The 13,311-nt window shown below is 50.3% G+C and carries 10 protein-coding genes; 5 read left to right on the forward strand and 5 right to left on the reverse strand.

The genetic code is table 11. The features are described 5' to 3' along the window. Positions 1-375 precede the first annotated feature (375 nt). Positions 376-3,720: a maltose alpha-D-glucosyltransferase gene (gene treS / locus CKL79_RS13245; protein ID WP_121970053.1), complete on the forward strand. Its 3,345-nt coding sequence runs from the start codon at positions 376-378 to the stop codon at positions 3,718-3,720. A gap of 93 nt (positions 3,721-3,813) precedes the next feature. Here the strand turns inward: treS and CKL79_RS13250 are convergent, their stop codons facing one another. Beyond that, positions 3,814-4,962, reverse strand: coding sequence for an alanine--glyoxylate aminotransferase family protein (locus CKL79_RS13250; protein WP_121970054.1), 1,149 nt, complete (start codon positions 4,960-4,962; stop codon positions 3,814-3,816). 81 nt (positions 4,963-5,043) lie between these two features. Here CKL79_RS13250 and CKL79_RS13255 point away from each other — a divergent pair, with 81 nt between their 5' ends. From CKL79_RS13255 to CKL79_RS13265, 3 genes are all read left to right on the forward strand, one after another. Next, complete coding sequence (locus tag CKL79_RS13255) at positions 5,044-5,547, forward strand: ureidoglycolate lyase (protein WP_121970055.1); 504 nt, start codon at positions 5,044-5,046, stop codon at positions 5,545-5,547. Positions 5,548-5,581: 34 nt separating this feature from the next. Beyond that, complete coding sequence (locus CKL79_RS13260) at positions 5,582-5,851, forward strand: YciI family protein (protein ID WP_121970056.1); 270 nt, start codon at positions 5,582-5,584, stop codon at positions 5,849-5,851. A gap of 578 nt (positions 5,852-6,429) precedes the next feature. Beyond that, entirely contained in the window at positions 6,430-8,364 is a 1,935-nt protein-coding gene (locus CKL79_RS13265; RefSeq protein WP_121970057.1) for an AAA family ATPase, read from the forward strand. 813 nt (positions 8,365-9,177) lie between these two features. On the opposite strand, the gene CKL79_RS13275 is transcribed toward CKL79_RS13265, so the two are convergent. The 3 genes from CKL79_RS13275 to CKL79_RS13285 all read right to left on the reverse strand — a co-directional run bounded on the left by CKL79_RS13275 (position 9,178) and on the right by CKL79_RS13285 (position 10,832). Then, entirely contained in the window at positions 9,178-9,429 is a 252-nt protein-coding gene (locus CKL79_RS13275) for a hypothetical protein (protein WP_121970059.1), read from the reverse strand. Between the two features lie 239 nt (positions 9,430-9,668). Then, positions 9,669-10,631, reverse strand: a complete 963-nt coding sequence (locus tag CKL79_RS13280; RefSeq protein ID WP_121970060.1) for an SDR family oxidoreductase — start codon at positions 10,629-10,631, stop codon at positions 9,669-9,671. Between the two features lie 96 nt (positions 10,632-10,727). Beyond that, positions 10,728-10,832: a PetM family cytochrome b6-f complex subunit 7 gene (locus CKL79_RS13285; RefSeq protein WP_121970061.1), complete on the reverse strand. Its 105-nt coding sequence runs from the start codon at positions 10,830-10,832 to the stop codon at positions 10,728-10,730. Between the two features lie 181 nt (positions 10,833-11,013). Here CKL79_RS13285 and pdxA point away from each other — a divergent pair, with 181 nt between their 5' ends. After that, positions 11,014-12,174 (forward strand): 4-hydroxythreonine-4-phosphate dehydrogenase PdxA, encoded by a 1,161-nt coding sequence (gene pdxA, locus CKL79_RS13290; protein WP_276300217.1) that lies wholly within the window; start codon positions 11,014-11,016, stop codon positions 12,172-12,174. On the opposite strand, the gene CKL79_RS13295 is transcribed toward pdxA, so the two are convergent. Further along, positions 12,171-13,088, reverse strand: a complete 918-nt coding sequence (locus tag CKL79_RS13295) for a DUF72 domain-containing protein (RefSeq protein WP_205879083.1) — start codon at positions 13,086-13,088, stop codon at positions 12,171-12,173. The two genes, pdxA and CKL79_RS13295, sit on opposite strands and share 4 nt — an antisense overlap. Positions 13,089-13,311 lie beyond the last annotated feature (223 nt).

Consider the following 13,311-nt stretch of genomic DNA (forward strand, 5'->3'; position numbering starts at 1 on the left):
AGTTCTTTGGGGTGATGCTTCAATTCGCTTTCTTACTAGGCGAAATTAGCATGTCAGCGCACCTGTCTACAGATGGGTTTGCCTGGACAGGCAATTCTTCATAAGAGAGACGGCGCTTTAACGCGAGCGATATGGCTCAGGCTAACAGCTCATTTGTCATGAAGCTCTGTCATAGAAGCTGATAGTCAGCAAACCGCGCAGCAGCTAATAGCTGACCGTTCCGAAGAACCGCTTAAAAATACCCGCTATAGAGCCGAATGATGTGGCCAACATCACAATAAATTTCATCATTTGGCAAGATTAATAGACACCAAATTTGTCATACTCTGGCAAGATTGCGTCTGTCCCTAAATTAAACCTAATCCCGATCTCTCTATGGCCCTAGATAACAGCCCGCTCTGGTTCAAAAACGCCATCATCTATGAGGTACCCGTACGGGCCTTTGCAGACAGCAACGGCGATGGCATTGGCGACTTCAGAGGCTTGACCGAAAGGCTGGACTATCTGCAAGAGCTAGGCGTGACTGCCCTGTGGGTGCTGCCCTTTTTTCCTTCACCGCTGCGGGATGATGGCTACGACATTTCAGACTACCTGTCTGTTAATCCGATCTACGGCACGCTAGACGACTTTAAAGACTTTCTGGCCGCTGCTCATCAGCGCGACATTCGCGTCATTATCGAGCTGATTGTCAACCACACGTCTGACCAGCATCCGTGGTTTAAGCGGGCACGGTTAGCGCCTGCTGGCAGCTCAGAGCGCGACTTTTACGTCTGGAGCGACTCGCCTGAGAAATACAAGGGCACCCGAATTATTTTCCAGGATTTTGAAACCTCTAACTGGACCTGGGATCCGGTCGCTAAAGCCTACTATTGGCACCGTTTTTACACGCATCAGCCGGATATCAACTATGACAATCCGGCGGTGCAGCAGGCGGTATTCGACGTACTCGAATTTTGGCTAGAGATGGGGGTAGACGGCCTGCGGATGGACGCGGTGCCTTACCTGTTTGAGCGGGAGGGCACTAACTGTGAGAATCTGCCGGAGACCCACGACTTCTTAAAAAGTCTGCGCAAGTATGTAGACGATCGCTACGAAGGCAAAATGCTGCTGGCTGAAGCAAATCAGTGGCCTGAAGATGCGGCGTCCTACTATGGCGATGGTGACGAATGTCATATGAACTTCCACTTTCCGCTGATGCCGCGTCTCTTTATGTCGCTGCGGATGGAAGATAATTTTCCGATTATTGACATTTTGAAGCAGACGCCGGAGATTCCAGAAAACTGTCAGTGGGGGCTATTTTTGCGCAACCACGATGAGCTGACGCTGGAGATGGTGACCGATGAAGACCGGGACTATATGTACCGGATGTACGCCCAAGACCCAGAGATGCGGATCAATCTGGGCATTCGCCGGCGACTGGTGCCGCTGCTAGAAAATGATCGCCGCCAGATTGAGCTGCTGAATGGGCTGCTACTGTCGCTGCCGGGGACGCCGGTGCTCTACTACGGCGATGAGATTGGTATGGGTGACAATGTGTATTTGGGCGATCGCAATGGCGTGCGCACCCCCATGCAGTGGAGCCCTGATCGCAACGCGGGCTTTAGCCATGCCAACCCGCACAAGCTCTATCTGCCGCTAATCGTCGAGTCAGAGTATCACTACACGACAATTAACGTAGAGGCGCAGCGGGCAGCGCCGAACTCACTGCTCAATTGGACTAAGCGACTGATTGCCACCCGTAAGCGCTATCAGGCATTTGGCTGGGGAGACTTTCATCTGCTCAGCCTGGACAATCGCAAGGTGTTGGCCTTTACCCGCACCTACGAAGACGAAGAGGTTTTAGTAGTCGCTAATCTCTCGCGATTTGTGCAGGCGGCCCGGCTCGATCTCTCTCTCTTTAAGGGGCGAATTCCGGTAGAAATTTTTGGCCGCACCGAGTTTCCGGCAGTAGGAGAAGACGGTAATTACTTCCTCAGTTTGGGGCCTTATGCCTTTTACTGGTTCTCGCTCAAACCTAGCGCGGTTAGCTATCTTGCTCCCTCAAAAGTGCCCACGATTGAGCTGAAGCAGTGGGAAGAAGTGTTTGCGGCAGCTCATCGGCGGACTTTAGAGCGTCTGCTAACAGATTATCTAAAGCGCCGTCAGTGGCTGGGTAAACCCGATCAGATGCGCACCGCTGAGCTGACCGAATGCATGGACATCCACAATAGCGATACACACATGCTCTGTGTGCGGGTTGAGTACACCCAGGGCGACCCGGCAACCTATTTGTTGTTTGTCAGCTATGCCTTCGGTGACGCTGCTCAGCAGATGCTGAGTGAGTCTTCTCCGGCAGTATTAGCTCGTCTACAGCTGTCGGGGGCGGGTGAAATGGGTGTGCTGTACGATGCGATCGCCGACAAAGATTTCTTAACCACGCTGCTAAAAAATACCCTGGCAGGTAGTACCTACAAGGGCACAGCCGGTCAACTATCGGCAACAGCCCTGGCCCTGATTGAGGCAGCGGATCTGCCAACAAGTGCCAACTATCTCGCTGGAGACTACAACAACACTTCAGTGATTTATTCTGATGGTGAATCAGCCAATGGTTCTCATTTGATCTTGAAGCTCTTTCGCAAAGTCGGCTCGGGCATTAACCCGGACCTGGAAATCCGTCGATTCTTAAGCAAGCAGGCAGGCAAAGGACAGCCATTCAACAACTTTAATACCATTGTTGGCTATCTTGATTATCAGCGCTCTCAGAGTGAACCGGCAACAGTGGGCATTTTACAAAAATATGTGCCTGAGGTGCAGAACACTTGGGAATACAGCCTCGACAACATTCGCAGCTACTTCGACCAGGTCAGTGTCGAAGCGCCAGCAAGCGTACCCCCAACGCCAGAAGGGCTAATCGCTTTTCAAGCCAAGTTCGCAGAAGATACTGAAGATAAGCGTCTGGCCTCTCATTTAATGGGTACCTATTTGGCAAATATTCAGCTTTTGGGGCAGCGAACCGCTGAATTTCACACGGCGCTCGCCGCTGACCCGACCGATGAAGCCTTTGCCCCCGAACCCTTTACCGGCTTCCACCAGCGCTCTATCTATCAGTACAATCGCAATCTCACAGGGCAGGTATTCCTCCGGCTAAAAGACCAAATTGGGACACTTAGCGAAGACTTGCAGCCACTGGCACAGACGGTTTTGGGCTACCAGGAAGTCTATCTCGGACGGTTTAAGCAGCTGCTTGACTGCAAGATTACGGCACTGCGCACGCGCTACCACGGTGACTATCACTTGGGTCAGGCGCTGTATACCGGCAAAGACTTTATCCTGATTGACTTTGAGGGTGAGGCTAGCCGGAATGTGAGCGAGCGGCGAATTAAGCGATCGCCCCTGCGAGACGTGGGCGGCATGCTGCAATCCATTCACTACGCAGCCGTCACCGGCTTCAAAAGCGAAGTAGAGAGCGGCGTCATCCATGCTGAGCAGGCCGAAGTGATGGAGCAGTGGGCTGATTTTTGGGAAAAGTGGGTTAGTGCGGCGTTCTTGCATGCCTATTTGACAACGGCTAGCGCTGCCAACTTTTTGCCCAGAACAGATCAAGAGATACAGGTATTGCTCAACAACTATCTGCTTTCTAAGGCGATCTTTGATGTGGGCTACAAGCTGTCCAATCGGTCTAAAGAGATCGAAGTACCGTTGCAGCGGCTATTGCACTTTGTAGATAGTCAGCCAGCGTAGGCAGTAGGCTGACGTTTGAGCCGGTGGACGTAGCGGTGAAGTTTGGAGCTTGTGTCGGCTTCACCGTTTACGTCAGCGCCCTATTAAAGGCACTTATCCCTGCTGGAGTCGCTTACTCACAGCGGCAACGCCGCTTTCTGGCGTGCTGTGGCCCAGTTCTTGCAAGGTCGCTTCTAGGGCGCTGACGGCGCAGAGGATATCGCGATCGCTCACAAAGCCCAAATGCCCGATCCGAAACATCTTGCCCTTCATATGGTCCTGGCCGCCTGCCACCGCAATGTTAAAACGTTTCTTCATGACCGAGCGAATCTTCTCAGCGTCTATGCCATCGGGCACGACAGAGGTCACAGCGGGGCTAGCATTGCTATCCGGTGCAAATAGCGGCAGGCCGAGCGCCTTCATGCCGGCCCGAGTGGCTTCTTTGTGGCGCTGATGGCGGGCAAAAATGCTCTCTAGCCCTTCTTCCTTCATCATCTCCAGCGCAACTTTCATGCCGAAGTAGAGGTTGACCGGTGGGGTAAACGGTGTGCTGTCTTTAGCAGCGGCTTTGCGGTACGTGCCCAGATCTAGGTAGAACTTTGGCAGCGTTGCTTTTTCGTAAGCCGCCCAAGCCTTATCACTGACGGCGACAAAGCCCAGTCCGGGCGGCAGCATGAAGCCCTTTTGAGAGCCGGAGCCAATGACATCTATTCCCCATTCATCGACAGGAATGTTATACGAGCCCAAGCTGGTGACCGCATCGACAATCATCAGCGCTTCGCCGTGCTGCTTCACGAGCTTATTGATCGCTTCTAAATCGTTGAGGACACCGGTAGAGGTCTCGCTGTGGGTGAGGATGACGGCTTTGATTTTCTTTTCGCTATCGGCGGCTAGCACCTCACCAAACGCATCGGGGGCTATCGGCTCGCCCCATTCGGCAGTGATTTGCTGCATGTCTAGCCCATAGGCTTTGGCTATCTTTGCCCAGCGCTCGCCGAATTTGCCATTGTTGCCGACGAGGACGCGATCGCCCGCACTCAAAAAGTTGATAATGGCCGCTTCAATCGTGCCTGTACCGCTAGCAGTCAGTGCCAGCACCGGGTTCTCAGTTTGAAAAAGCCACTTCAAATTGGCATTCGTCTCAGCGATAATCTGGCTAAATTCGCCGCTGCGATGACCAATCGGATGCTTAGCCATGGCCAGCAGTACTTTTTCGGGCACCGGAGTCGGCCCCGGAATCATCAGCATTAGTTTGTCATCCATGGGAATCGCGTTTGATGAAGAGACAGGTGGAAAGAATCAGTATCTTTCTTTAGAATGATACCGCTCGCCCTGCTAAATACCATGACTGCATCTCCTGTCAGCTCACCGACTGTCCAGACGATTCGTGCTATCCCGATTACTGCCGAAGCATTTTCTCCCTTTGGCCAGCTAATTTTGCCTCAGCCTGACCATGTGCCCTTTCACCCCGGCGACGCTCAGCTTCAGTTGCAAAACGGCATTCCGCGCTTTTACATCATGCAGCTACACCAGCGGGGCCGACGGTTTCATGAGATTACCCGGCACGGCGGCTGTACTCAGTGCTTAGGCGTGCTAGAAGGGCGCGAATGGTTTTTGGGAGTGGCCGCGCCGAGCGACCAGCCTGATCCCCGGCCTGACGAAATTCAGGTATTCAAAATTCCCGGCAACTGCTTTGTCAAACTAGCAGTGGGCACCTGGCACGTTGGCCCTTATTTTGATGAGGAAACCGTCAACTTTTACAACCTGGAACTCAGCGACACCAACGTCGTTGACCACACCACCTGCGACCTTTTACAAACCTACGGCGTAGAGTTTGAGATTGTGTGATTTGATAGGGGATGAAAAGCTCGATAGAAACGCCATGCCAAAGTTTGTAATGTGGGGCAGCTACTGCGAAAACGCGCTAGAAAAACGCACCCCCTACCGAGAAGCCCACCTCAAAGGGCTCACCGACCAAAAAGCCCAAGGCATCCTCACCACCCTCGGCCCCACGACTGACAATACCAAAGTGTTTGGCACCTACGAGGCCGACAGCAAAGAAACGGTGCGGCAACTCGTGGAAGGCGACCCCTACTGGCAAAACGGCATCTGGACTGAGTACGCTATCTACGAGTGGAATCAGGTGTTTTAGGGCAGTTATTTCAGCCAGGGCAGCCTGAAATGACGGAGCGCTGTCATTAACTCAAAACTGATTGCAGAAAGCCTTCCATTTCTTGAGCGTGGGGATAGTTTGGGAAAATGGTCAGCAGAGCTTGTAAGTCGCTGATAGCTTCGCGAATGCACAGGGTAGGTGCTTCATCTGAAATAATTTCTTGATAAAGCTGTCTTGCAATGGAGTGTTTTCATAACGTCAGATAGTAAAGGGCCAAATTTGTAGTGTTGCAATAATCGTTTGCATCTTTTTTGTAGTCCTCTCCGGCTATTTGGATAGCCCTGGTGATATCAGCTTTAGCCTTTTCTATCTGTGATAAACCTAAATGAGCCAGCCCTCTGGCCTAGTAACTATAGCCGTTTTCATCAATCTAGACTTGATTGGAAGGTCACACATTAGCAATAGATGCTTACCAAGACAGGTATCTAACCAGTTATAACTGAGTAGTCTGCACTCTAGTGCGCAGGGTGATTGGGTTGCTGAGGTTTGCGCTATCTTGCACACCATGAACGATAGAAACCTGTCTATAGCCTCGAAGCCATCATTGAGAGCGAGAAATGCTTGTAGTCCACGGAAAAGACAATAACAGCAATGAGTATGCCGCTGCTACTGAATTAGCTACTGCTGCTCGTCAGGTAATGCCTGAGATTGATGATTCGCGTGAGATATTTTTAGAATTGTTTCCAAATGTCCAATGCTTCGGGCAGAAGCCCCAAGACGTAGACCTGCTAGTTTTTTTTGCCGATTATCGGCATTCCGATAAATTAAACAGATCGACAGAAGGAAAAGTTGTACACTCTTTCTGTATCACAGTCGAGGTAAAATCTCATTTCTTGGATTCGGTTTACTTTACTGGCCCAAGATGCTATGTAAAATACAATGGCCAAGATCACGATGTGACTACACAGAGTGAAGGGCAGAAGTATTCGGTAAAGAAATATATCGAGAGAAATGCGCATAATAAAAAATCGCCCTGGATAACGAACCTAATTTGGCTACCAAATATTCCTCCTAACCACTTGCCAAAAGTAGAGTCCAACCTAATCGGCTCTGAACCTAGTTGGGCAAATTTTATTGAGAAAGTTACTCTCTTGAACGAAAGGCATAGAGTTGAAACCTTCTCTTCTCGCCCTTATAGGTCATCAATTACAGAAATATTCTCAAAGCGAATTGAGGCTTCAAAGATAGAGCGAAAGAGAATTGAAGCGATTACAAAGGATGTACTTAATAGAGATAGACAAAAGTACGCAAAAAGTCTAGGCCAACAATTCTTGATTATTCGGGGTAGAGGTGGTACAGGGAAGACTGTTCGGCTGATACAGATAGGTACTCAGATATATAATGAGCTTGGATCTAGAGTTGTTTTACTTACTTACAATAGGGCGCTGGTTGCGGATATTAAAAGACTACTGGCTATTAGAGGAATTACGAATTCAGTGGGCGAAAGAGGAATGGCAGTAAAAACAATTCATTCTTTCGTCCATCAGTGGCTAGTTTCACTAGGCATCATTGGCAAAAAAAGTGAATATTTTTTGGACAAGTATGAAGACTATAAACAGGAAGCCATTCAATTTATAAAGGAAGGTGGCATTTCTCAGCAAGATATATCTGAAGCAAGAACTAAGCATAGCGGAGACTTGTCATGGGATTTTTTGCTAATTGATGAGTCGCAAGACTGGCCTGAATCAGAACGAGATCTTCTCTATCTCTTGTATGACTACAAAAAATTTATCATTGCGGATGGGGTAGACCAGTTTGTACGCGGAGTAGAAAAAATTAATTGGAGAGACAACATCTCGACTAGCAATTCTCAAATCGTTAGTTTGACGAAAAGCTTAAGACTTAAAGCTTCCCTCTGCCAGACCGTGAATGGTATAGCTAAGGAGATTGAACTTCCAGAGTGGAATCTGGAACCACAGCTTGAATCTTATGGAGGCAAGGTGTATGTTGTTACGGGAGATGGCTTGTCTGAAAAGCTTCACCAACGCATATTTTTAACGTCGCAAGACAAAGACAATAAGCCGGTGGATATGCTATTTTGCGTACCCCCTAGCTGGGTAACTCGGGATGCGAAAGGGCACCGGCAGTCAGATGTTGCGAGAAAGTACTGTGAGTGGGGTAAAGAGGTATGGGACGCTGTTGATCCTGAGTTAAGAGATGAATATCCTACTGACGTTGAACAGTTTCGCATAGTACAGTACGAATCGTGCCGGGGACTAGAGGGTTGGGTCGTTGTTTGCTTTGCACTAGACGAATTCTTTGAATTCAAAAAAACCAATGCAGATATCTCGGATGGCGCGAGATCAGAAATGTTCTTTGAGGAAGAGTCTGCCAGAATCGAATATGCGAAGAGATGGTTGATGATTCCGCTAACGAGAGCAATAGATACGCTCATTATTCACATCAAAGAACCAAATTCATACGTAGGGCGAGTACTTAAGGCGCTTCACAGCAAGCATCCTGACAAGATAGGATGGCTTTCGTATGAATAGAGTCTTGCATACCTGTCATCGTTCTATTCTATAACGATTTAGAGTAGCGGATGAAACAGTGGTGGTTAAGAAAGAAATGTAATATGAAATCCGGTTAATTACGACTAACTAGCGGCTTGTGACCACCGATGAAACCCGGTCAGCCCTTAAATAAGGTCGGTACGCTCAATCAGAGTTCGGCAGCGTCGGGCAATGACATCCTCTAACTCATCAAGCGACTCATTGATAGATGGCCATAATCGCTCAGCCGGTTGTAGCTCAGGTGACTTCGGTGGGAGTAATAATAAGTGAATGCCTTCAGGTACAGTAATGCGTTCAGTCGTATGAAATAGTGCTTGATCTAACACCATCACAACTCGTTGGTCTCTACCTATCTTGAAGTGCTGAGCATGGTAGCTGTAGCACCTGATTTTGAAGCTCCTGAGATGTCAAAGAACGTCTCTCATCTAACGGCCATCTCAATTATAAATTAACGGTGATTTACTCTGCGTCAGGGCAAACGCATACTAAATGGAAACGTTCAGTGCATTAATTCATCGGGCTTCCAGCCTTAATAGCCCAAAGCTCAAAGCTTTGGAGCCTAAACAGCCAGAACGAGAGTAAAGGGTTATAGCGAGCTGTTATTGAGAATGGTATCAATAATGAATTTTCTTTATGCATCTGTAAGTTCCTATTGACAGGCATTTGGGATGGATTAAGTGAGTATGCGTTTGCCCTGTACTCTGCGTTAATTACGTTTGAGCCAAGCGTGATCGCTCAGCTAAAATCGTTGATTTGATCAAAGCTTGTCATTATGCCTCACCTTTGCGAGAACTACACCTTCTCCACATACTTATTAAGTAATAATGCCACGTTCATTAACTTAATGATGCCACGTTCGTCTATTTTTTGAGTTACAGCCCCTGGTTTTATCGATACGTTCGGATAGCCAAATCCATCTGCCGTTCTGTTGAGATGAACTAAGTTTTGCTCAAACGCTTCTAATTGCTCTTCCCGGCCTACAAAAGTCGAGCGTTGCTGAGCGCGAATAATATCCTGACGGCTAGGGCGCTTTTTTTGAGGCATACTCGCAGGCAGGCGATTTTCATAGAGAACTTCGCCCTATTCTGACAAATATTGAGGTGGCTGTCAGAAGGAGCGATCGCACTCACCCTAATCCCTCATACATACAGCAATCTACCGTAGCGCAGCGACATAATAGAGAGAATGACTAAAGAGCAATATCTCTGACGCTACGCCCCTTTTCATTCCCGCGCTTTTTGTTCGCCCGTGGGGAGAAAAGCGCTGGGCGTAAAGTACTGGGCCTAAAAAGGAACTTTCTTTTTCGCTGATTTGCCGCTTTCAAAGTCAAGTTCCTTCAGCTTTTTCAAAATGCGGGTGAAGTACTCCTGCATATAGTCTTCTAAGGTAGTCACTTCGTGTGAATCAATTTCGAAGGTTTGATAGACCTCATCCATCGGTGCATCCATGGTATTGCCACTGGCGCTAACCTCTGTAAAGGCTAACCGGTCGGCTAAATCCCAGGTCCACTGAAAGAATGCTGCGATATTACGAGCAGCTCGCAGCAGGGCGGGCGGCATCTGGGAGACACTGGCACGCTGGTCGGATAGGCGCTCACATAGGCGAATAATTTCGTAAGCGCCCCATGCCCGGCGACCTGCTAAGGGAAAGGTCGCTTTTTCGGCAGCCGGTAGCTTCAGCGCCTTGACTGCAAATTTGGCGAGGTCTTGGCTGTTCATGTAGGCGATCGCCCCCGCTTCGCCCATCACCCAAACCGACTGCCGTTCCAAAATGGGAATAGCATACTGACCGATGAGACCTTGCATAAAGCCACAGGGTCTAAAAATGGTGTAGTTCAGCCCGGATTCTTCTAAGAATTCTTCGGTGCAGCGCTTAATTTCCATCAGCGGCACATCCGGGTAGTCGCCTGCGCCAAAAATGGAGAAAAATATAAACCGTTCCACACCGGCTGCTTTAGCCGTCTGAATCAGCGCGACCTTGCCATGCCAATCGACATCATAAATGCCTTCTTTTTCAGCCGGACGAGACGTAGAAGCGTCAATTACCGCGTCTACATTTTCAAAGCAGGGAGGAAGACTGTCAGGCCCAGTCAGATCGGCTTTTACTAGCTGCGCGCCCCACTCTCTCAGAAAGCTCGCTTTCTGAAAATTTCTGACAAGACACTTAACCTCATAGCCTTCGTCTAGAGCTCGGCGAACAATCTGCCTGCCCAATGTGCCAGTTGCGCCAACGACTAATAAGACCATGAGGTGATGTAAACAAAACTTAATACGCCTCTCATTCTAGCAGAAGGCGTTACCGCCACGACCGGGCTGAGTACGAATGGAAGCTATTCAAAGGGGTTACTCTTCAGCGCCCTGAACTTTTAGCATGAGGAAACCCACACCGAGGCCAACCAAAATCATGCCAAAAACCAATACAGCCGTTGTAAAAATTTCGCCGCCCATCACTAAGACCTCGCCTATGTTTTGATCGCTATTTTAGAGCGTTTTGGGTGCGCCGATAGAATTTTCTCTACGAGCCTATTCATTGCAGCCTACCGATCTAATCTCCTAGCGTCATTTTTCAATTGCCACACAGCGCCCCGTTCAGACGCTTAGAATTTCTATATAAACCTGAAGATTTTTTATGATGTTTGGTGACCTTCCCACTGCTTATAACGATCTAACTGGCGACGCTAACGGCCCAAGCCCGGCTCCTCACCGCAAGCCTCGCCTGGTGATGACTCTGGGCGACCCCTCTGGCATCGGCCCAGAAGTAGTGCTCAAAACGCTGAGTCAGCCTAGATTTGAGCAGCAGGCAGAGATTGTAGTTTTGGGCGATCGCACTCAGCTCCAGCACAGTTACAAACGGCTCACCGCCGCTGCTCCCCAAACCCATTTCAGAGACCCTAAAAGTCTCAATATCATCGATATCGCCATGCCTGAGGCGGTGACTGAGGGCCTCAAGATGGGCACTGGCAATGGCAGCAGCGGTGAGGTCAGCTTTCGTAGCCTGCAGGCAGCGATCGCCCGCACGCTCAGCGGTGAGTTTGACGGCATCGTGACCGCCCCAATTGCCAAATCTGCCTGGCTCGCTGCAGGTCATCACTATCCTGGGCAAACCGAGCTACTTGCAGAGATGGCCGGTACCCACCGGTTTGGGATGCTGTTTGTAGCCAAATCTCCTCACAGCGGTTGGACCCTGCGGACGTTGCTGGCGACGACCCACATCCCGCTGAGAGCCGTACCCGAAGCCCTAACGCCCGAAGTAATGACGCTCAAACTAGCGCTTTTGATCGAATGCTTAGAGCGAGATTTTGGCCTAAGGGCGGCTAAAATCGCCATTGCTGGACTCAACCCGCACAGCGGCGAACAGGGGCAGCTAGGCCGAGAGGAACAAGACTGGCTCATTCCCTGGATAAATCAGCAGCGGCAGCGGTTTCCTCACATTCAGTTAGATGGGCCGGTGCCGCCCGATACCCTCTGGGTAAAGCCAGGGTTAGCTTGGCAGAGCGATCGCGCCTCAGCAGGCAACCCTCACGATGCCTACCTTGCCCTCTATCACGACCAGGGACTGATTCCAGTTAAGCTGCTGGCCTTTGATCTGGCAGTCAACACCACCATTGGGCTACCGTTTATCCGCACCTCGCCCGACCACGGCACGGCTTTTGATATCGCCGGACAGGGAATCGCCCGCTCCCAAAGCACAGAAGCCGCCTTAGAACTCGCCATCGAACTGAGCAGCCAGCGCCTGTCTCAAGCGGCCTCAACTGTCGCGTCTCCACCGGCCCTCATCGCTGCTAGCTAAAACAGCGCGAGCTGATCAGGCGGCTCGGCCAGATGGTTCCAGGGAAGGGGCGGAATGGGCGCGTCAATGGCCTCTAAACAGGTTTGAAAGTAGCGAGCGATCGCAGGCGATTCTACCTCCATCGGGCAGTGTACAAAAAAGTAAACCTGCTTACCCGCAGCTAGCCAATCGTTCACCTGTCTGGCCCAGGTAGCTAGATAGTCTTGATTGCGCATCAGGCGCGGATGACTGATGTAGCGAACCAACGCAAAATCGGCGGTCACTAACGGCTGCAGCGGCACCTTAGGCTTACGGCGATTGGAGAGCAGCTGCGGATCGGCATCGCCTTCGGCTTCCCAGGCGTAAATCGGGCGGGTATCTAGCAGCACCCGGCCAACGCCTAACCGGGTCAGCAAGGCTGTCAGCTCAGCGGCTGGTCGCTCAGCAAACCAATCTCTATGGCGTACCTCGACCGCAATCGGCGCAGTCTCGCGGGGCCAGGCCGTTAAAAAATTTGCCAGATCGCTAATAGCAGACGGGCTGTAGCTAGGCGGCAGCTGAGCCATAACCGGGCCCAGCCGATTTCCCAGCCCCTGCATTAGCGATAAGAACGACAGCGCCGCTGGCAAATGAGCCATCAGCGGCCCGTCATGCGTCACTGTGCGCGGCAGCTTGGGGCAAAAGCGAAACTCAGCTGGCGTATGAGTGGCCCACCGCTGCACCATCTCCGGTGCAGGCACCGAGTAAAAAGTCGTGTTGCCCTCTACGGTTAGGAGGCGATCGCCATACAGCCGCAAAAAATCCGCTGCTCTACTGCCAGACGGGTAAAAATTGCCCACCCAGTCTTTAAAGGCCCACACCGCGCAGCCCAGGCGAAAGTTCAGCACGGCTTCTCCCGGCGGCAGATTATTGGCAATGTCTGTAGGCTTCTGCATTATTCGCGATCACGGCAAAGATACCTCTATAAAAATACAGATATAAAAATATAGAGCTAGCCTCCATGCCTTCCTATAAAAATGTAACAATCTGAGCAGCAGCCTCGTCTGCAAGGAGCCTACATCGGGTGTGACCTAAATATGATGTTATATTCTCAGGAGAATCGAGAGACTGTAAAGCTTTATTTTATTGGAGTGTAGCGAATATGGGTGCATTGATAGT

Source organism: Leptolyngbya sp. BC1307, assembly GCF_002286735.1.
GTDB lineage: Bacteria > Cyanobacteriota > Cyanobacteriia > Phormidesmidales > Phormidesmidaceae > Phormidesmis.